Annotated in this window: 19 protein-coding genes; 8 read left to right on the top strand and 11 right to left on the bottom strand. The window is 47.8% G+C overall.

Features of this window, described 5'->3' with window-relative positions; translation table 11 throughout:
• Positions 1-46: 46 nt before the first annotated feature.
• Both ACXAC1_RS04305 and ACXAC1_RS04310 read left to right on the top strand, forming a co-directional pair.
• On the top strand, positions 47-1,471 hold the full coding sequence (locus ACXAC1_RS04305; protein ID WP_475059180.1) for an MBL fold metallo-hydrolase RNA specificity domain-containing protein: 1,425 nt from the start codon (positions 47-49) through the stop codon (positions 1,469-1,471).
• A gap of 845 nt (positions 1,472-2,316) precedes the next feature.
• On the top strand, positions 2,317-2,760 hold the full coding sequence (locus tag ACXAC1_RS04310; protein WP_475059183.1) for an REP-associated tyrosine transposase: 444 nt from the start codon (positions 2,317-2,319) through the stop codon (positions 2,758-2,760).
• 258 nt (positions 2,761-3,018) lie between these two features.
• Here ACXAC1_RS04310 and ACXAC1_RS04315 read toward each other — a convergent pair whose 3' ends face one another.
• Positions 3,019-3,612: an FMN-dependent NADH-azoreductase gene (locus ACXAC1_RS04315; RefSeq protein WP_475059185.1), complete on the bottom strand. Its 594-nt coding sequence runs from the start codon at positions 3,610-3,612 to the stop codon at positions 3,019-3,021.
• Positions 3,613-3,775: 163 nt separating this feature from the next.
• Between ACXAC1_RS04315 and ACXAC1_RS04320 the strand changes: the two genes are divergently transcribed.
• Positions 3,776-4,675: a LysR family transcriptional regulator gene (locus ACXAC1_RS04320; RefSeq protein ID WP_475059188.1), complete on the top strand. Its 900-nt coding sequence runs from the start codon at positions 3,776-3,778 to the stop codon at positions 4,673-4,675.
• Positions 4,676-4,763: 88 nt separating this feature from the next.
• Here the strand turns inward: ACXAC1_RS04320 and ACXAC1_RS04325 are convergent, their stop codons facing one another.
• Positions 4,764-6,926, bottom strand: coding sequence for a Tex family protein (locus ACXAC1_RS04325; protein ID WP_475059191.1), 2,163 nt, complete (start codon positions 6,924-6,926; stop codon positions 4,764-4,766).
• 221 nt (positions 6,927-7,147) lie between these two features.
• Here ACXAC1_RS04325 and ACXAC1_RS04330 point away from each other — a divergent pair, with 221 nt between their 5' ends.
• The gene (locus tag ACXAC1_RS04330) at positions 7,148-7,546 is read left to right on the top strand and encodes an H-NS histone family protein (RefSeq protein WP_475059193.1); all 399 of its coding nucleotides are present in this window, start codon (positions 7,148-7,150) and stop codon (positions 7,544-7,546) included.
• Positions 7,547-7,674: 128 nt separating this feature from the next.
• On the opposite strand, the gene trmB is transcribed toward ACXAC1_RS04330, so the two are convergent.
• From trmB to ACXAC1_RS04355, 5 genes are all read right to left on the bottom strand, one after another.
• Complete coding sequence (trmB, locus tag ACXAC1_RS04335; protein WP_475059196.1) at positions 7,675-8,385, bottom strand: tRNA (guanosine(46)-N7)-methyltransferase TrmB; 711 nt, start codon at positions 8,383-8,385, stop codon at positions 7,675-7,677.
• 65 nt (positions 8,386-8,450) lie between these two features.
• Positions 8,451-8,849, bottom strand: coding sequence for a DUF423 domain-containing protein (locus ACXAC1_RS04340; RefSeq protein WP_475059199.1), 399 nt, complete (start codon positions 8,847-8,849; stop codon positions 8,451-8,453).
• Between the two features lie 26 nt (positions 8,850-8,875).
• Positions 8,876-9,853, bottom strand: a complete 978-nt coding sequence (locus ACXAC1_RS04345; RefSeq protein WP_475059202.1) for a WD40 repeat domain-containing protein — start codon at positions 9,851-9,853, stop codon at positions 8,876-8,878.
• Positions 9,837-10,307, bottom strand: a complete 471-nt coding sequence (gene rsd, locus ACXAC1_RS04350; protein ID WP_475059204.1) for a sigma D regulator — start codon at positions 10,305-10,307, stop codon at positions 9,837-9,839. Before rsd ends, ACXAC1_RS04345 begins: the two co-directional genes overlap by 17 nt.
• 203 nt (positions 10,308-10,510) lie before the next feature.
• Positions 10,511-11,002, bottom strand: coding sequence for a disulfide bond formation protein B (locus ACXAC1_RS04355; RefSeq protein ID WP_475059207.1), 492 nt, complete (start codon positions 11,000-11,002; stop codon positions 10,511-10,513).
• Positions 11,003-11,147: 145 nt separating this feature from the next.
• Between ACXAC1_RS04355 and ACXAC1_RS04360 the strand changes: the two genes are divergently transcribed.
• A complete protein-coding gene (locus ACXAC1_RS04360; protein WP_475059210.1) occupies positions 11,148-11,573 on the top strand; it encodes a flagellar basal body-associated FliL family protein in 426 nt (141 codons plus the stop codon).
• A gap of 721 nt (positions 11,574-12,294) precedes the next feature.
• Here ACXAC1_RS04360 and ACXAC1_RS04365 read toward each other — a convergent pair.
• The 4 genes from ACXAC1_RS04365 to ACXAC1_RS04380 all read right to left on the bottom strand — a co-directional run bounded on the left by ACXAC1_RS04365 (position 12,295) and on the right by ACXAC1_RS04380 (position 17,193).
• Positions 12,295-12,579 carry an oxidative damage protection protein gene (locus ACXAC1_RS04365; protein WP_228191368.1) on the bottom strand — a complete coding sequence of 95 codons (285 nt, stop codon included), beginning with the start codon at positions 12,577-12,579 and terminating at the stop codon, positions 12,295-12,297.
• A gap of 73 nt (positions 12,580-12,652) precedes the next feature.
• Positions 12,653-13,807: a chromate efflux transporter gene (chrA, locus tag ACXAC1_RS04370; protein WP_475059212.1), complete on the bottom strand. Its 1,155-nt coding sequence runs from the start codon at positions 13,805-13,807 to the stop codon at positions 12,653-12,655.
• Between the two features lie 50 nt (positions 13,808-13,857).
• Positions 13,858-14,922: an A/G-specific adenine glycosylase gene (gene mutY, locus ACXAC1_RS04375; protein ID WP_475059215.1), complete on the bottom strand. Its 1,065-nt coding sequence runs from the start codon at positions 14,920-14,922 to the stop codon at positions 13,858-13,860.
• A 9-nt stretch (positions 14,923-14,931) separates the two neighbouring features.
• Positions 14,932-17,193, bottom strand: coding sequence for an AsmA family protein (locus tag ACXAC1_RS04380; protein ID WP_475059218.1), 2,262 nt, complete (start codon positions 17,191-17,193; stop codon positions 14,932-14,934).
• Between the two features lie 185 nt (positions 17,194-17,378).
• Between ACXAC1_RS04380 and hisB the strand changes: the two genes are divergently transcribed.
• The 3 genes from hisB to hisF are packed head-to-tail and all read left to right on the top strand — an operon-like array spanning position 17,379 to position 19,446.
• Positions 17,379-17,972, top strand: a complete 594-nt coding sequence (hisB, locus tag ACXAC1_RS04385; protein ID WP_133562067.1) for an imidazoleglycerol-phosphate dehydratase HisB — start codon at positions 17,379-17,381, stop codon at positions 17,970-17,972.
• 16 nt (positions 17,973-17,988) lie between these two features.
• Positions 17,989-18,651 carry an imidazole glycerol phosphate synthase subunit HisH gene (hisH, locus tag ACXAC1_RS04390; protein ID WP_475059221.1) on the top strand — a complete coding sequence of 221 codons (663 nt, stop codon included), beginning with the start codon at positions 17,989-17,991 and terminating at the stop codon, positions 18,649-18,651.
• A 21-nt stretch (positions 18,652-18,672) separates the two neighbouring features.
• A complete protein-coding gene (gene hisF / locus ACXAC1_RS04395; protein ID WP_067212746.1) occupies positions 18,673-19,446 on the top strand; it encodes an imidazole glycerol phosphate synthase subunit HisF in 774 nt (257 codons plus the stop codon).
• Positions 19,447-19,497: the final 51 nt, after the last annotated feature.

Here is a 19,497-nt window from a genome sequence, read left to right on the forward strand (position 1 = left end):
TATGCTAGGCTTTTGCCTTTGGTAGTTGATCACATAAGGATGTGATATGTATGAGATAAAACATCATGGCGCAAAGGATGGCGTAACAGGTTCTTGTCACGAGCTGATCATCAATGATGACAACAGCGTGCTAGTAGACTGTGGTTTGTTTCAAGGAGCCGAAGCTTCTGATCGCGGCGCATCGTCAGCTCAATTAGAGATTGAATTTGATATCCGAAACGTTCAAGCGTTGATTGTGACCCATGTTCATATTGACCATGTGGGACGCATTCCTTATTTATTCGCAGCGGGGTTTAATGGGCCGATTATTTGCTCTCAACCCAGTGCCAAGTTACTGCCTCTTGTGATCGAGAATGCATTAAAAGTAGGTGTCACTCGCAATCGACAGATTGTCGATGCTTGCCTAGATCGTCTTGCTGCGCAAATTGTGCCTTTGGATTATCAAGCTTGGTTTGAACTACCGCTCTCAACACCTTCACATCGATGTCACGTCAAACTGTCTCCCGCTGGACATATATTAGGCTCGGCTTACGCGACCTTTCGTTTAGAGCCTGAGCAAACAGGCAAAAGTTGGGACGTGGTCTTTTCTGGTGATTTAGGCGCTCCGTATGCGCCTCTGCTCGCTGCGCCTAAGTCACCTTATAAAGCGGATCAATTAGTACTGGAAAGCACTTATGGAGACAAAGACCACGAGGACCGCCATCATCGTCGCCAACGGCTGCAAGCTTCTATGGAAAAGGCCTTAGCAGACGGTGGCGTGGTATTGATCCCCGCATTTTCTATCGGGCGAACCCAAGAGCTACTTTATGAAATAGAAAGCATCATCCATGACCATGCCGAGCAAACGGTAAGCCATACGGCAACCAAGCAAGCATTATCTTGGCAAGATATCGATATCATCATTGACTCCCCTCTGGCGAGCCAATTTACGGAAGTCTATCGGGATTTAAAGCCTTATTGGGACAAGGAAGCCATTAAACGAGTTAAGTGTGGTCGTCATCCATTAAATTTTGAGCAACTGACCACCATCGACAGCCATGCATTGCATGAACAAACCGTAGCTTATTTAGCGAAACAGAAACGTCCTGCCGTCGTAATCGCCGCATCAGGCATGTGTGTCGTTGGGCGGATTGTCAATTACTTAAAAGCCTTGTTAGGGGATCAACGCAATGACGTGATTTTCGTTGGCTACCAGGCTCAGGGTACGCCAGGGCGTGAGATATTGACCTATCACCAAAAGGACAATGGCTATGTGCTACTGGATGGTGAGCGCTATCCGATTCACGCACAGATTTGGCAGATCGGCGGCTACTCCGCCCATGCAGGTCAAACGGACTTAGTGCATTTCGTGTCACACATGCGTTACCCGCCAAGTAAAATCCACCTAGTCCATGGGGAATATGAAGCAAAACAAGCCTTAGCCCAGGCCCTGCAAACGCAATGCCCAGAGGTTGGTGAGATTATACGCTGAGACTGTACGAGCAGATTGCACCCACGATGCGGCGATAGCCGCTTGAGATTATCCGATAGAATTGTACGAGCGGGTTGCACCCGCGATGCAGCGATAGCTGCTTGAGATTATCCGATAGAATTGTACGAGCGGGTTGCACCCGCGATGCAGCGGTGGCCGCTTGAGATTTTCCGGTAGAATTGTACGAGCGGGTTGCACCCGCGATGCAGCGATAGCCGACTGAGATTATCCGATGGAATTGTACGAGCGGGTTGCACCCGCGATGCAGCGATAGCCGACTGAGATTATCCGATGGAATTGTACGAGCGGGTTGCACCCGCGATGCGGCGGTGGCCGCTTGAGATTATCCGATGGAATTGTACGAGCGGGTTGCACCCGCGATGCGGCGATAGCCGCTTGAGATTATCCGATGGAATTGTACGAGCGGGTTGCACCCGCGATGCGGCGGTGGCCGCTTGAGATTATCCGATGGAATTGTACGAGCGGGTTGCACCCGCGATGCGGCGATAGCCGCCTGAGATTATCCGATAGAATTGTACGAGCGGGTTGCACCCGCGATGCGGCGGTGGCCGCTTGAGATTTTCCGATGAAATTGTACGAGCGGGTTGCACCCGCGATGCGGCGGTGGCCGCTTGCACTTATACTTAGCAAGCTGCGCTTGCAGTCGGGGGGTAAAATCCCCTCGTACAGGGTATGGGCTGCGCTTGCAGTCGGGGGTACAACCCCCTCGTACAAGGTATGGGCTGCGCTTGCAGTCGGGGGTACAACCCCCTCGTACAGGGTATGAGTTGCGCTTGCAATCGGGGGTACAACCCCCTCGTACAAGGCATCAGGGAGGATGCGTTATGTTTAGTGATAAAGGCTATTCAGCACTGCGAAGAGGCCGTGTTTATGAGGTAGGTTTGTATTACCACCTTGTGTTTTCAACTCGAAACCGGGAACCGTTTTTTACCCAATTCAATGCTGCCAGGGTGGCGGTCAATGCGTTAAGGTTTTGCGATGAACATAAATGGTCTAAAACTTCGGCGTTTGTCATTATGCCTGATCATATTCATTGGCTTGTTCAAGCGATTGGTAAGACACCTGATCAACTAGTCTCTTCAGTAAAACGCCATATTATGAAAAATACAGAACCATGCGTCGCTTGGAATACTGGGTATTATGATAGGGGCTTGCGTGCTGAAGAGGAGTTGATTGATGTTGCGCGATATATTATTGCTAACCCTAAAAGAGCTGGGATAGTCAGTCATGTGGCTGACTATCCACATTGGGACTGCGAATATCTCTGATGGACATTTGCACGAGCGGGTTGCACCCGCGATGCAGCGATAGCTGCTTGTACTGATGCTTAGCAAGCTGCGCTTGCAGTCGGGGGTACAACCCCCTCGTACAGGTATGAGCTGCTCTTGCAATCGGAGGTACAACCACCTCGTACAGGGTATGGCTGCGCTTGCAGTCGGGGGGTACAACCCCCTCGTACAAGGTATGGGCTGCGCTTGCAGTCGGGGGTACAACCCCCTCGTACAGGGAATCTAGTGTTGGAGAATTTATACCGCTGCTGCGATTTTCTCTTTGGCATCGGCGAAGGCTTTTTCGCCGTCAGCACCTAGCGCTTGACCGCCTGCTACGAATGCATCTTTCACTGTCAAACCAATGAAGTTCAAGAACGTTTTAACGTACGGAAGTTGGTGGTCGTATGGTGTGTTTTCTAGGAAGCTGCCGCTTGCAGAGAATACATACGCGTCTTTGTTTAGCAAACCAACTGGGCCGGTTTCTGTGTATTTGAATGTGCGTCCTGCACGTGCAACGTAGTCAAAGTAAGACTTCAGTGTTGATGGAATGCTGAAGTTGTAGATCGGTGCGCTGATGGCTACCACATCAGCTGCCTCTAGCTCTTCGATCAATTCGTCGCCGATTGCAACGATCGCTTTTTGTTCAGCGGTACGATCTTCTTCTGGCGTGAACAATGCACCCAATGTTTCACTTGTGAAGTGTGGTAGTGGGTTAGCGTTTACATCGCGTGTCACGACTGTACCTTCTGGATTTTTCGCTAGCCACTGCGCGACAAACGCATCCGCTAGTTGACGTGATTTAGACTGTTCACCTGACGCGCTTGAATCGATTCGTAGTAATGTTGCCATGATAATGCTCCTAATATTTGCTTGAAGGGGACTTCAAATTCATTCGATGAAGCTATATTAAAACCAGATTTTTCGATAAAAAAGCGTAACTTTTCGACGATAAATATCGAATTATGTGATCAATCGAGCCATACTTAAGGCAACTTTCTAAGGATCAAGGTTTATGAAAGCTCCAAGAGTGACACTGGAACAATGGCGTGTTTTACAGGCTGTGGTAGATAAAGGTGGCTTTGCGCAAGCAGCGGAAGCCCTTCATAAAAGCCAATCATCGATCAGCTACACTGTGGCTAAGCTTCAGGAGCAGTTAGGCTACCCGTTGCTTACCATTGATGGGCGTAAAGCCAAGTTAACAGAACGTGGCGAAGTATTACTAAGGCGATCTCGGCATCTACTTCAAGAAGCCATTGATCTTGAGGAGCTAGCGCACACCCTTGGTCAAGGTTGGGAGCCTGAGATTGAGTTGGTAGTAGATGAAGCCTTCCCGACGCCAGCATTATTGCGCGCATTGAAAGCGTTTGAACCGCAAAGCCAAGGCACTTTAGTACAACTGCGCGAAGAGGTGTTAAGTGGTACTGTCGAAGTATTGGCAGAAGGCTCGCCTGACCTTGTACTTAGCGGCATCGTACCGAAAGGTTACTTAGCCGACCCGATAGTGGATGTAGAGATGATTGCGGTAGCCGCGTCGAATCATGTGCTTTGTCGTGAAGCGGGTCCGATTAGCAACGAGCGCCTTAAACAAGAGTTGCAAGTGGTTATCCGTGACTCTGGCAGCAGTTCACGGGACGAAGGTTGGCTCGGGGCCGATCGTCGTTGGACCGTTTCCAGCGTACAATCGGCCTTGGAAGTGGTTGCATCAGGGATCGGCTTCGCTTGGCTGCCGAAAGCCGATCTTATGCAGGATTTAGAAAATGGTCGCCTCAAACGTCTAACATTAGAGTCAGGCGGTGAACGTAATTTTCATATGTACGCTATTTTCGGTAAAGGCGAGCGCACAGGCCCCGCCACACGCTTGTTTGTTGAGCTATTACAACAATCCTGCGCGCAGTGCAGCGCCCATAAATAACCCGTCATTGTAGGACCGCGGTTTCCGCGGGATTTGGTTTGGGAATGCGATGCTGTTCCCTCGCGCAGCGAGGTCCTACAAGGCTGTGCTACGAAATTCGTTTTAACCCGATGCGTTTGCGTTTGGCGTCGACTTCTAGGACTTTGACTTTGACGACTTCGCCTACGCGTACTTCTTCTCGTGGGTCTTTGACGAAGCGGTCGGCGAGTTGTGAGATGTGTATTAAGCCATCTTGGTGTACGCCAATGTCGACGAATGCGCCGAAGGCTGCAACGTTGGTGACGACGCCTTCAAGGATCATGTCTGGCTGAAGGTCTTCGATCTTTTCAACGGTGTCATCAAACCGGGCATATTTGAACTCTGGTCGAGGATCGCGGCCTGGCTTAGCAAGCTCCTGTAAGATGTCTTTCACTGTAAAAGCGTTTTGTTCGGTTGCAACAGACGCAGTGCTGAGTTGACTCAAGGCAGCTGGATTGCCAATTAAAGAGGAGATCTCTTTGTTCACTTTTGCGGCTAGGCTTTTGACTAGGTCGTAGGATTCAGGGTGCACCGCCGAGGCATCTAGTGCTTCGTTACCACCACGAATTCGTAAAAAGCCGGCACATTGCTCGAACGCTTTATCACCGATACCTTTTACTTTCTTCAGCTGACTGCGGTTGGTGAAGCCTCCTAATTGCTCACGTAAAGCGATGATATTTTGCGCTAATCGCTCCGTTAAGCCCGATACATAGGTAAGAAGGGATACTGACGCTAAGTTCACATCCACGCCCACTGCGTTCACACAATCTTCAACCACTGCGCCCAGAGCTTCGCTAAGGCGATTGGCTTTAACATCATGCTGATATTGCCCTACCCCAATGGCTTGGGGGTCGATTTTAACCAGCTCCGCAAGGGGGTCTTGAAAACGACGGGCAATGGAGATCGCGCCACGAATGGTGACATCCAGATCTGGGAATTCTTGAATCGCGACAGACGATGCCGAGTACACAGAAGCGCCGGCTTCAGAAACAATGACCGAGCGACAAGCCAACTGTTGCTCTGAAATCATCTGCTTTGCCAAGGCTTCGGTTTCCCGCGAAGCGGTGCCATTGCCAATAACTAACCATTCGATCCCATGCTTTTTAATTACTTTTGATAATATGGCGATGGCTTCATTACGTTTATTTTGTGGTGCATGTGGATACACTACACCGAACTCTAATAATGCTCCCTGTTCATCAATTGCCGCCCATTTAACCCCATTACGAAAACCTGGATCTAATCCAATCGTACGCTTTGCTCCAGCCGGTGCGGCCATAAGCAAATCTTTTAGATTGGATTGAAAAACATCAATGGCTCCTACTTCGGCAAACTCTTTCAGCTCATTTAATAGATCACTTTCAATCTTAGGTAAGATTTTCTCTTGCCAAGCTTTCGCTAACCAGGCTTGCTTTTCTTTGCTGGGTGTTCGTTCTTCTAACTCTGGAAACCCAAAAGGCGTTAGATATATTGGAGCACTTAATTGATAAGGCATGCCCTCTTCAAGCTCGATAGACAGTTTTAAAATGCTTTCTTTTTTTCCACGAAAAAGCGCTAACAAACGATGAGGCGGACATTTTTTAATCGGTTCAGCAAAATCAAAGTAGTCTTGAAACTTTTCTCCCGCTTCTTTTTTTCCTCGCATAACCTTACTTAAAAGCTGCCCGTCTTTTCTGACTAAGGTTTTACCTTGCTGCAAAGTCATGACATTTCGAGCCAGCCGCTCAAGAATAATGTCGCCAGCCCCCTCTAACGCCTCAGCAAGACTCATTGCGGCTTTAAAGCCTGCCTGAAAACGCTGAAACTGTTTCTCTACCTGTGCTTGCCCTTCCTGCCATAGACATACAGCGAATGGAAACAGCCCTTTTTCTTCAGCTATATCAGCTTTGGTTTTACGTGACTTCTTAAAAGGTGCATAGAGATCTTCTAACTCACTTTTTGTGGCCGCATTCTGTAGTGCACTCAATACAGAAGGCGAAGCGTCAGGGTGACCTTTTAATGAATCGATAATGCTATGACGGCGCTTTTCCAGTTCTTCTAAATAGCGTAAACGATCATAAAAACTGCGTAATGTTTCATCTAACATTCCACCCGTTACTTCTTTTCGATAACGAGCGACGAAGGGCACCGTTGCCCCTTCTTCAAATAAGGCGACAATTTTTTGTGCAGTATTAGATGAGATTGAATACTCTTTAGATAGGGTATTTAAAATAGTACTTTCTGTTTTCATCATATTATTTACTCAAATATTTAAGAGTATTCGTGTATTAAGGATTTTTAATTAAAATTGTGATACAAGTTGCTATGAATAGCGTATTTAATGCTATCCTTACTTTAATTGGTAAGTAGGAGTTAAAGCTTACCTTTTTATATTATCAATGCAAAACACAGTTTTGGATGGACTTCTGTTCTGTGTTCGTATTTCAAATGCGTTTCAGATTAATAGGGGAAACCATGAGTTTATTAGCAGAGCTAGCTGGAAACAAAGCCAAAGCACGTGCCGCAGCCAAAGAACTTAACATTGCACAATTAGAAAACCTGATCGAAGGTTTGAACAATGCTTTAGTGAAAATGCAGGAAGACGAGCAAGCACGTCAGGCTGAAATCGAAGAGAAAGCACGCCAAGCGGCTCAAATCGCTAAAATGATCGAAGAAAGTGGTCTTACGATCGACGAAATCGCTTCACTAAGTGGCACTCGCTCTAATCCAACAAAAGGCAAAACTGTTAAGCCTAAATACCGTATCGAATGGAACGGCGAAACAATCGAGTGGAGTGGTCGTGGCCGCACACCAAAAGCCTTCCAAGAGTACTTTGATGCTGGCAATTCTCGCGAATCTGCTGAAATCAAATAATTTTAGCATTGCTAGAAAGGTCATACTTTCTATCGCTAAATAAAGTATGACCAAATAAAAAACCGACGCAGTATTATTACTAACGTCGGTTTTTTATTATTTGGCTTTTTAGCCTGCCTACTCTGCGCTTAAGCAAGCTTAGAATAAATCAAATCCCACACGCCGTGACCTAGGCGCTCACCACGCTGTTCGAACTTGGTCAATGGACGCCATTCTGGACGGGGATGGTAAGTATTTTTGCCCGCAGTATTCTCATACTGAGTTTGGGCCTCCATCACTTCCATCATGTATTCTGCATACGGTTCCCAATCTGTTGCCATGTGGAAAACACCACCCACTTTTAATACGTTCGCTACTTGTTGTGCAAACACTGGCTGAACAATACGGCGTTTATTGTGCTTCTTCTTGTGCCATGGATCAGGGAAGAACAATTGGAAAGTCGCAGCTTGGCCTTGTGGTAAGCAATCCGCCATAACTTCGATAGCATCGTGACAGTAGACACGAATGTTTTGGATTCCCGCTTCCGCTGCCAGCATCATTAGTTTCGCAACACCAGGTGGGTGCACTTCAATACCAATGAAGTCTTTCTCTGGAGCGTTCTTCGCCATTTCAACCAGTGATGCGCCCATGCCAAAACCAACTTCAATCACGACATCCGACTCGCGACCAAACACTTCTTGGTAATCAATTCGGCCTTGGTCTGCTTCCAAACCATAGGTCTTCCAGTTTGCATCGTATGCGCGTTGCTGACCTTCGGTCATGCGTCCACCACGGACCACAAAGCTTCGAATGGTTCGCTTTTTGATTTCAGGGTTTGTCGGTTGTTGTTCGTCTTGCATGAAATTGCCAATCTCGAGTTCAAATTTAAGGCGCGTATAGTACTAAAATCGAAAAAGAATGTCTGTTAATTCACCACTTTCTTATTCCAGCTAAGAAAGCTTTTTATCAATACGGCCCAACCTAGCAAATACATCAGGCCACCGATCGGAGTGATGGCACCTAAAACACGCATGTCGGTTAAAGTCATCACCATCAGGGAGCCTGCGAATAAAGCATTACCCAAGGCAAACAAACGAACAGCCCAGAAACAGCGTAGACCAACAACCATTAATACGACTACAAAGAGGCTCGCAAGACTATGATACATCAAATACTGACAAGCCGTTTGCCACCACTGTAGTGCCTGTTCTGACACCATGGCCTTCAGTCCGTGGGCACCAAACGCGCCAGCGGCAACCGATAACAATGCTTGCCCTGCGGCAATAGCCCCCCAGCGTTGTACGCTCATGGATACGTTATTCACATTCGATCCTTGGGATTGTCCTGAAATTATTGGAAGACGTTTAAATAGCCATTACTACCAACAGCGTAGTAGGTGTTGCCAGTACCAAATGCTAACGCCAAGACCGCTGAGCCCGTTGGACGCAAAGTATCTTTTAAATACAGATCCCAAGAACGCAGGACATCACCAGTAGCAACATTAACAAGATTCACACGACGGTTTTGCTGACCAAGTAACAACTGTCTATTGGAGGCGGAAAACACCGCCTGACTGATGGTCACATTACGGGACTGAAGTGCCCCTGTGTCAACGGTACTGACCTCCGCTCCGGTCAAACCAGACCAAACTTTGGCATCACCCAATTGCGCCGCGGCAAACACGTACGCGCCATCATCGGATAATTTCACCGTAGCCACGTTGTTATCTAACTGCCATCGCTGACGGGCTTCGCCAGTCGTTAAGTCCCACAGAATCACTTGGTAAAGGTCGTCACCAGTTAAAGCGTAACGTCCATCGGGGGTAACATCTACCGAACGCACAATAGCTCCGGTGCGAAGTACATGACGCACGCCGCCGTTTTTGATATCAAAATAGCGAGCAGTTTGATCGTCCATTCCGACCAGTGCAAAATCGCCATTTCGAGTAAGTTTGAGGGATTTGATCGAACCCGGAGTGTTCCAAAAGCCAACCGATTGGCCCGTCACAGTACTCCAAAGTACCATGGTGCGATCACCACCGGTGGCGGCAAAATCACCACTTGGATCGATATCGACACTGATTAATGGGGTGGCTTGTCCTGCGCTATGATTCCAGTTGTAGACCCGCTGTGAAGGGGTGTTTTTCCAATAACTGCCGCCATGTTGGATGGAGCCAACCAGAGCACTTGCGCCATTATCACTCAGCGCCGCTGAGTATAAACCTTGCACCGCCATGGCACTGGTTTTAACTGGTTCATCTGCGGAACACGCCACCAGTAACGAGGCACAAAGTCCCGCTAGAGTCCATCGACTAAGCGCTTTGCTCACTATGCGCTTCGTGCAGTTCCTCAATAAGTTGATTCTCGTAAGCAAATCGTTCATCCATCAAAACACCTAGGGCTTGAAGAGCAAAAGGCAAGTCAACAAGATGCTTATTGCAGTGCTCTTTCGTGTCGTATTTGTCATTGAATTCTAGCACGATACTGGTGTTAGCCGTAATTTCAGGCATCAGCTTGTGCAGACACTGCAACGCGGAGTCATCGTGAAACTCTTTCGCTTCAAGTGCTAACTGCTCGTATACCTCAAAATGCCCAGTGGAGACATAGTCCACCAGCATTTCACAAAACACCAACACTTTTGGCGTATCCGTCGGGGTGTACTCGCCAATGTCACGCAGGCTAACAAATGTCTCTACGAGTGCTTTTCTGTGCTGTAGCCAACGGTCGATGATCTCATGGACACCACCCCATCTTTCTTGCGCAGTCTTGCAACGTTCTAACATGACTTGTCTCCTCACTACGTTCTTATTGTGGTGGCCTACGAGGCGAGATGAGTCGCCTCTTCGCTCCCTGAAACCTAGCTTTTGTCGTTCGTTCTAATGAGTTTTTAGCATATTCCGATCTACATGCCCCTGCAAGAGACACTCTGACGCGTTTTGTTAACAATCTCTAGTGTTGTGTAACTAAGATCATTGAGCCGCTAAAATCATTTTGCTTTGAGTGCAACCCAAAGATTGGCCAGCGCCATACCGACAAAAGCCACTAACGTCCAACCTGGGATGCTCAGACCCAAGAAAGTCCACACCACATCTCCACACTCGCCCGTTCCCATTAACATTGCTTCAAGGATCTCTTGCCATGGAAACACTTCGAACATGTAACTCAAGCCTGGCAAACAGGCGGGAAGCTCTTCTGTAGGAAGACTTTGTAAGTACAAATGACGAATCGCCAAACCTGCACCAAATAAAGATAACACGACGATCGGCCAAGCCAGTTTCTTATGCCACGAAATACTGTCTCGTAAGGCTGATATAAAAGACACAACCCCAACAGCAAAAAAAGCGATACGCTGGAACATACACAGTGGGCAAGGCTCTAAACCCATTTGATATTCCATATAAAACGCGACGCCTAACAACGCGAACGCAACAAATGCTATCAAACCATGAAAACGGCGTGCTGATAAGAACGCAACCATAGTGAAAATATCCTTTTATTAATGCTTAACAGTGAACAGTTCCAAGCTAGACAGTAAAATCGTCAGAAAGTGCCTTGTACTACTGCCATATAAATAAGATGAGGGGTAGTATACTGACTAATGCTGTGAATTCGAGAGAGGAACTATGAAGCACATCACGAAATTAGGACTAAGACCGTTGCTGGCCGCACTGGCATGTCTGTTGGCTTTCATGACGCAGCCTGCGTTAGCTGAAGACGAAGCGGCACCTGTGATGCCAAGCTATATTGAGCTAACACCAGACTTTATTGTCAACTACAACGCTTCAGGATCACGCTTACATTACATCAAGACCAAAATCAGCCTACGTACTGACAGTGCCCGTGAAGGAGTTATTCTCGCGAACATGCCGCTTGTGCGTGATGCTTTAGTTATGTATCTCAGTGCACGCACCAAAGACCAAGTCACTGGCGCCATTGCCAGAGAAGAAACGCGTGAGCAAGCCAAAGTGGCGATCAATGAAGTACTTAAAGAAGAAACTGGCGCTGAGCCAGTGATTGACGTGCTGTTTTCGAGCTTTGTAACACAATAAGTAGATTTTCAGTCGCGGGTGCAACCCGCTCGTACGACCCGATTGTATCGGGGAGGAAAGCTTTTTTATCGCGGGTGCAACCCGCTCGTACGATTCGATTGTATCGGGGATGAAAGTTCTTTATATCGCGGGTACAACCCGCTCGTACGACCCCATCCCATCGGGGGATAGAAGCTCTTTTTATTGCAGGTACAACCCGCTCGTACGACCCGATTCCATCGGGGATGAAAGTTCTTTTTATCGCGGGTACAACCCGCTCGTACGACCCGATTCTATCGGGGATGAAAGTTCTGTATATCGCGGGTGCAACCCGCTCGTACGACCCGATTTTATCGGAGATGAAAGCTTTTTTATCGCGGGTGCAACCCGCTCGTACGACTCGATTGTATCGGGGATGAAAGCTTTTTTTATCGCGGGTGCAACTCGCTCGTACGACTCGATTCTATCGGGGATGAAAGCGCTTTTTATCGCGGGTACAACCCGCTCGTACGACACGATTCTATCGGGGAGGAAAGCCCTTTTTATCGCGGGTACAACCCGCTCGTACGACCCGATTGTATCGGGGAGGAAAGCCCTTTTTATCGCGGGTACAACCCGCTCGTACGACCCGATTGTATCGGGGAGGAAAGCTTTTTTTATCGCGGATACGACCCGATTGTATCGGGGAGGAAAGCTTTTTTTATCGCGGGTACAACCTGCTCGTACGATGCGGATTTTTCTATTAAAGCTCTTGGATATCGTTCGGGTCTACATAACCCTGCAAACGATCAGTCGGTTCGTTGTTGAAGAATTTATCCATCTGCTCTAGCAAATATTTACGCGTATCCGGTTGCATCAAGTTTAGGTGTTTTTCATTGATGATCATGGTTTGCAGAGCTTGCCACTCAAGCCAAGCTTGTTTTGAAACATGCGCCAAGATCTCTTGACCTTTAGCACCTGGAAGCGGCGCACGCTCTAGACCCTCTAACTCTTTCTGATACTTTTTACAAAATACGGTATTCGCCATGCCACTCTCTCATTCGTTTAACAGCTGATTCTATTACTAGGTTAATGGCGCTAACCTTACAGATTTCAAGCGGCTAGAACAATGCGCTAACCATGCCGCCTACAACAAAGACAATAACCACTTGCCAAATAGCGGGTTGTTTTACTCGGAGCCATGCGAACGCAAGTAGAACGATGACAGCCTGCCAGATCCCAGTCACACTAGCAGGCAAGATTGGGAAAATTAATGTCGCAGCTAATAGTCCCACAACGGCAGCATTGATCGCGTTCACGGCACCTTGCACCTGTGGATAATGCCCTACTCGCTGCCAAAAATGCTGACCTACTAACATGAGCAATAAGCCCGGTAAGAAAATCGCCAAGGTTGCCAGCAGCCCCCACAGTACCAAGCCACCTTCAGGGGCGAGTATCGCTCCAATATAAGTTGCCAAGGTAAACATTGGCCCCGGTACGGCCTGTGCAGCGGAGTAAGCTGTTAACAGATGAGTGGTTGAGACAAAGTTGGCCAGTTGCTCTGACATCAAGGGCAACACCACATGACCACCACCAAACACAAGACTTCCAGCTTGGAATAGCTGCGCCATAAGCGCTGCGCCGCCGTTACCGTTTATCAATGCAGCCATAACGAACAGAGCAACAAAGAGCCCTAAACTCACATAAGCAATATGCCGAGACACTGGCCCAGAGAAAGTTTTGGTCGGCGTATCAGCAAGCCAAACAGCCCCCACAGCTCCCGCTAGTAATACCAGCAGTAAACCACTCAAGCCAAAAGGCCAAAGTAAGATAAATACCATACTAAGCAAAGCGACTAGGCGAGTACGGTAGCTTTGACAAAACGAACGCCCCATGCCCCAAATGGCATCTAAAATCACAACGACTGCCATCAGTTTTAATGCGGCCAATATCCCTTGAAACACCACACCATCGGCAAATTGGCTGCCCAGTGCGGCAAATAAGCACATCAAGACAACGGAAGGTAAGGTAAAGCCAACAAATGCCGCCACGGCACCCAAAATACCACCTCGGTGATAACCCATGGCAAAACCGACTTGGCTGGAACCTGGCCCTGGCATAATCTGACTCAGCGCCACCCACTGGGCGTATTCCGTCTCAGTTGCCCAACCTAGGTGCTCGACAAACTCTTTTCGAAAATAACCAATATGCGCTGCTGGCCCACCAAAGCTGGTGCAACCAAGCAAAAAGAATTTCCAAAATACGCTGAAAAACATGGTCGTTTTGATGTCTCTATTAAATTTAATTTGAATTGAGTCAAGTTAAACTAAATTAACTGGCGCATACTTTGGTAAGTCTCCAATATCGTTCTCACGGGTGCAGGCAGCCCAAGCGCCAAAGCTTGAGCACGGGAGAACCACTGGTACTTACCTTGCTCCTGAATGGTGCTAGAAGCAGTTACCCAAAGCTCTGATGGCACAATATCTAAGTGATAATGGCTAAAGGTATGACGGAACGATGACAGACTGATGACATCCTGCACGCTTACCTTGAGCCGCTGTTCCGCTGCTTGAATAATGTCTTCGTCCTGAGCGACTTCCGGCAGGCTCCATAACCCCCCCCAAATACCAGTAGCGGGGCGCTTCTCAAGTAATACTTGGTCATCTGCCAATAACACCAACATTTGGGTCGTTTTTACAGGCTTCGCGGCTTTCTTAGGTTTAGATTTCGGGAAGTCTGTGGGCACGCCAGTTGCCAAGCCATCACAATCTTCCTGCAGGGGACATTCACCACAACGGGGTTTAGAGCGAGTACAAAGCGTCGCTCCCAAGTCCATCATCGCTTGAGTATACTCACCGCAACGATCAACGGGCATGTAATGCTCGGCCAGTTCCCACATGGCAGCTTCCGTTTTACGCTCGCCAGGCCAAGTGGGCACCGCATGATAACGCGCCAATACACGCTTTACGTTGCCATCTAAAATAGCCAATGACTCGTTTCGAGAAATCGATAAGATCGCCGCTGCGGTTGAACGACCGATACCTGGAAGTTCACACACACCCTCTTGAGTTATGGGAAACTCACCTTGCCAATCGTCCACTAACTTTTGCGCCGCTTTGTGCATGTTACGGGCGCGGGCGTAGTAGCCAAGCCCGCTCCAATGAGAAAGTACTTCGTCTTGAGGCGCTTTAGCCAACGCGTATACATCAGGGAAAGATTCCATAAAACGCTCGTAATAGGGAATCACTGTGGTGACTTGGGTTTGCTGAAGCATGATTTCAGAAATCCAGACACGGTATGGGGTTTTATTTTGTTGCCAAGGAAGGTGCTTGCGCCCGTGCTGGTCAAACCATCCCAGCACTCTTGGCGCAAAGTTGTGTTTCGGAATCATCGACTACCGTTAATTAAAAAAGTTATTAAGTTTGTTCTTTAGCTTATCCTCAAGCTCTTGTTTTGCTTCCTGCTTTTTCTCCTCTAAACGAGCTTTTTCTGCGTCAAGCTTCTCTTGGGCACGCGCTTTTTCAGCGTCCAGTTTTTCTTGAGCACGAGCTTTTTCCGCATCCAGCTTTTCTTGAGCGCGAGCTTTTTCGGCCTCAAGTTTGGCTTTCGCTTTAGCGATATCTTCTGCAGCAAACGCTTTAACAAAGCCTTTCACATCAGGTCGACAAAGACCCGCTGCATCCTCTAAATAGTTGCCCTCACAGACAATCGGGAATTTAACGTTGGCGATGCTTTCACTCACAGCACAGCTTTCATCCAGACCACTGCCAACCAGCGCCACGTACGTTTCGTACTTCAGACTGTTTGTTGGTAGAGAGATAGTACCATCGCCCGTCACTCCTAGGGTCAGCGACTGCATGGTGAGTCCTGGTGTCGACACTTGACCATTGACGATTTTCGCTGGGATACGCATGGTTTCAAAAGGCGTATCGTCTTGGAATGAGTCGTCATTCAAAGATTCAGTACGAGCCAACGCAATGCCTTTACATACCATCTGGGTGTAGTTAGTACCGATCAAAGCACCGTCAGCAATGTTCACTAACAAGTCGCCATTCAAGTTGCTGATCAGGTCATCAGTACGATTACCTTTAGTCGTCAGATCACCACTTAGATTGGTCGCACCACGTATTTTCTCAAGTGCCATAAAGTCATTAAGCAGCGGCAGAATTTGCACGCTATCAATGCTAGGTGACACGTTAATGCGAGGCGTTTTCCCCGTTACATCTAACAGGGCTTGCACAGTCGCTTGACCATCATAAAGACTCACTTGGGCTGGCGCGACGCGTACTTTACCATTGGCTTGGGTAGAATCCAGCTCCAGTTTGTCTAACTGTAGATTTTTTATTTTGATGTTATCAAACGCCACACCAATATGACCGTTTAATGAGCGTATCAATTCCACTGGAATCAGATCTTGCTCAGTGCCAGGCGACGCGTCCGCTGGCGCAGTGGCTTCTTCTGCATTTTGCTCAGCGTCTTTAGCTGGTGGTAAATAGCGGTCTACATCTAAGTTTTTACCCGCAATGGCAATGTCCCAATTAAGTGGATCAAGATTCACTAACGCATTGGCTTCTATGGCAGTGTCATCAAACATAATGGAGATTGGCTGCGCCTTGATTCGTTGTGCAGTGCCTTCTGCAACAATATTTAAACTGGCTTTTTCAAGCACGGAATCGTCAGCCATTTCAGGTAGCGCAATCTTTAACTTCGACAGCACTGCTTTTGGTGAAAACTGCTCCACATCCACCACTGCATTAAACTCTGGAGCGCTGAGCACTTGGTAAGCATTCACTTGCCCTGTAATATTCATACCCAGTGTATTGATTGCCAGCCCTTCAATGGACGCGTTTTCTTGAGGCAAATCAAAATCCAGTTGCGCCACATTCAGTTTCATATCCAATGGCGATACGGGCAACGTTGCGCCACTGACAGAGCCGTTAAGCGCTAGATTGGCCAATGAGACACTTTGGCGCTCTGCGAAAAGAGTGAAGTCTGCACCGAAATCGACTTCTGCCGTCAAAGGATTAGAGCCATCCAAGTTGGACTGCGTGATTTTAGCATCCAACTCCATTGGCCAAGACTCGTCCAAGCGTACATTTTTAAAGGTCACATTCGACACCACATCAGAGCGCATGCCGGTACGTTCATCTTCGTAGATGATGTGTGCATTCACCAAAGCCAGTTCATCCAGAGCAATCTCAGGCATGGTAAAGCCACTATCGCCACTGCTGTCAGTGGTCGTGTCAGTTGAAACGTCTGCGGTACTGGTTCCAGCAGTTTCCACTTGCCAATTTGGATGGCCGTTTTTGTCAACTTTTAGGTTAGCGGTGAGGTTTTCAAGGCGTACCGTGTCTACTTCAATTTTCTGTTGAAAGAGAGGCACTAACTGAACACCAAATTCTGCTTTAGAAAAGCTCATTAATTCAGGGTCATTACCTAGTGCGACACCAAAATTCTCAAGACTCAGACCTACTCGCGGATAGATCGACCAATCAATATCACCATCCATCCGTAATGTCACATTGGCTTTATCTTTGGCGATTGTCTTCAGTTCATCTTTGAACTGATTTGGATCGATAAATACCAGTACATAGATAATGGCCGCTACGATCAGTACTACGAGCGCCGCCAGCAACAAACCTAAACGCTTAACCCAAACCATATTGATTCCCACCCTTGGTAATCGAGAATTAGAGGACTTTTCAAATCATAGCATCTTAATTGTCTTTTTCGATCCACCTAATAGGTAGGAAAAGCATAGAAGCAAAGCCGTGCACGTTTTATAATAGCGTTCAAATCACATTCACTGGGTTGAAAACCTGATTTAAAAAGCGGAGAGTTCCCTACATGTCCAACCGGATTGCAACCGTCGAACGCAATACGCTTGAAACGCAAATTAAAGTCACTGTGAACCTTGATGGCACAGGTAAATTTAACTGCGAAACTGGCGTTCCTTTTCTTGATCACATGCTGGATCAAGTTGCTCGTCATGGCCTTATAGACCTTGATATTCATGCTGTTGGCGACCTACATATCGACGCGCACCATACGGTTGAAGACTTAGGTATCACACTTGGTCAAGCATTTGATAAAGCAGTGGGCGATAAGAAAGGCATCCGCCGTTACGGCCATGCTTACGTTCCATTAGACGAAGCCCTTTCACGCGTAGTAATCGACTTCTCTGGTCGTCCAGGTCTTGAAATGCACGTACCGTTCACGCGTGCCTCTGTTGGCGGTTTCGACGTTGATCTATTTTCAGAGTTTTTCCACGGTTTCATTAACCATGCAAAGGTAACTTTACACTTAGATAACCTGCGCGGAAAAAATACTCACCACCAAGCAGAAACTATCTTCAAAGCGTTCGGTCGTGCTTTGCGCATGGCATTAGAACAAGACGAGCGTATGGCAGGCCAAATGCCATCGACTAAAGGCTGCTTGTAATAGGATCCACCTACTCATGAGTACACAAACAAAGTCTATTGTTGCTGTGATCGATTATGGCATGGGCAACCTTCACTCTGTTGCCAAAGCCCTTGAGCATGTAGCAGATGAAAATACTGAGATCGTTGTCACCAGCGACCCAGCTGTCATTGATGCGGCTGACCGTGTTTTGCTACCTGGCGTTGGTGCGATTCGTGACTGTATCGCTGAAATGAAAGCACAAGGTCTCGTGCCAGCAATTCAAAAAGCCATGGCAGAAAAGCCCTTTATGGCGATCTGTGTTGGCATTCAATCCTTGATGGCACACAGTGAAGAAAACGGCGGCGTGGATTGTTTAAACCATTTTGATGGCAATGCTCTGTTCTTTGGCAACAGTCATAAAGACATGGACGGTACGAAACTGAAAGTACCGCACATGGGTTGGAACCAAGTGACACAAACGATGAACCACCCTCTTTGGGAAGGCATCGAAAGCGGCGCGCGCTTCTACTTTGTACACAGCTACTATGTGGTTGCAGGCAACAAAGACGAAGTAGCAGGCACATGTCACTACGGCCATGATTTCTGTGTGGCATTGGCGCGCGATAACGTATTTGCCGTGCAATTCCACCCTGAGAAGAGCCACAAAGACGGTTTGCAACTGTACAAAAATTTCATCCACTGGGATGGCAAGCCTTAGTCCACTAGATAGGAAATAACAATGGGATTAGCTAAACGTATTATTCCGTGCCTAGACGTGGACAATGGCCGCGTTGTAAAAGGTGTTCAATTCGTTGATATCCGTGACGCAGGTGACCCTGTTGAGGTTGCTAAGCGCTACAACGAACAAGGCGCTGACGAGATCACATTCTTGGACATCACCGCAAGCTCTGATGACCGCGAAACAACGGTACACATGGTAGAAGCCATCGCTGCTGAAGTATTTATTCCACTAACTGTAGGCGGTGGTATCCGTACCTGTGAAGACATTCGTCGTATGCTAAATGCTGGCGCAGACAAAGTGGGCATCAATACCGCTGCGGTATTTAACCCTGAGTTTGTTCGCGAAGCGGCAGAACGCTTCGGTTCACAATGTATCGTTGTGGCGATCGACGCTAAGAAAGTGAGCGCAGAAGGTGAGCCAGATAAATGGGAAATCTTTACCCACGGTGGCCGTAAGCCAACGGGCCTAGACGCCGTTGAATGGGCTAAGAAAATGGTTGATCTGGGCGCAGGTGAAATCTTGCTAACCAGCATGGACCGTGACGGCACTAAAAATGGCTTTGACCTTGGTGTGACACGCGCGATCAGCGAAGCGGTTCATGTACCTGTGATTGCCTCTGGTGGCGTAGGTAACCTACAACACTTGGTTGACGGTGTGACTGAAGGTAAAGCGGATGCAGTTTTGGCCGCCAGTATCTTCCACTTTGGTGAATACTCGATCCAAGAAGCGAAGGAAACCATGCAAGCTGCGGGTATTGAAATGCGCCTTTAAGCTTTCAGCTTTCTACAAAAATGGCCGCAAAATGCGGCCATTTTTATTTCT

Source organism: Marinomonas sp. AWM4_232 (assembly GCF_056158325.1).

Bases quoted from the DNA above. Each gene is read 5' to 3' on its own strand.
- ACXAC1_RS04305 (WP_475059180.1), top strand. From the start codon at position 47: ATGTATGAGATAAAACATCATGGCGCAAAGGATGGCGTAACAGGTTCT.
- ACXAC1_RS04310 (WP_475059183.1), top strand. From the start codon at position 2,317: ATGTTTAGTGATAAAGGCTATTCAGCACTGCGAAGAGGCCGTGTTTAT.
- ACXAC1_RS04315 (WP_475059185.1), bottom strand. From the start codon at position 3,612: ATGGCAACATTACTACGAATCGATTCAAGCGCGTCAGGTGAACAGTCT.
- ACXAC1_RS04320 (WP_475059188.1), top strand. From the start codon at position 3,776: ATGAAAGCTCCAAGAGTGACACTGGAACAATGGCGTGTTTTACAGGCT.
- ACXAC1_RS04325 (WP_475059191.1), bottom strand. From the start codon at position 6,926: ATGATGAAAACAGAAAGTACTATTTTAAATACCCTATCTAAAGAGTAT.
- ACXAC1_RS04330 (WP_475059193.1), top strand. From the start codon at position 7,148: ATGAGTTTATTAGCAGAGCTAGCTGGAAACAAAGCCAAAGCACGTGCC.
- trmB (WP_475059196.1), bottom strand. From the start codon at position 8,385: ATGCAAGACGAACAACAACCGACAAACCCTGAAATCAAAAAGCGAACC.
- rsd (WP_475059204.1), bottom strand. From the start codon at position 10,307: ATGTTAGAACGTTGCAAGACTGCGCAAGAAAGATGGGGTGGTGTCCAT.
- ACXAC1_RS04355 (WP_475059207.1), bottom strand. From the start codon at position 11,002: ATGGTTGCGTTCTTATCAGCACGCCGTTTTCATGGTTTGATAGCATTT.
- ACXAC1_RS04360 (WP_475059210.1), top strand. From the start codon at position 11,148: ATGAAGCACATCACGAAATTAGGACTAAGACCGTTGCTGGCCGCACTG.
- ACXAC1_RS04365 (WP_228191368.1), bottom strand. From the start codon at position 12,579: ATGGCGAATACCGTATTTTGTAAAAAGTATCAGAAAGAGTTAGAGGGT.
- chrA (WP_475059212.1), bottom strand. From the start codon at position 13,807: ATGTTTTTCAGCGTATTTTGGAAATTCTTTTTGCTTGGTTGCACCAGC.
- mutY (WP_475059215.1), bottom strand. From the start codon at position 14,922: ATGATTCCGAAACACAACTTTGCGCCAAGAGTGCTGGGATGGTTTGAC.
- ACXAC1_RS04380 (WP_475059218.1), bottom strand. From the start codon at position 17,193: ATGGTTTGGGTTAAGCGTTTAGGTTTGTTGCTGGCGGCGCTCGTAGTA.
- hisB (WP_133562067.1), top strand. From the start codon at position 17,379: ATGTCCAACCGGATTGCAACCGTCGAACGCAATACGCTTGAAACGCAA.
- hisH (WP_475059221.1), top strand. From the start codon at position 17,989: ATGAGTACACAAACAAAGTCTATTGTTGCTGTGATCGATTATGGCATG.
- hisF (WP_067212746.1), top strand. From the start codon at position 18,673: ATGGGATTAGCTAAACGTATTATTCCGTGCCTAGACGTGGACAATGGC.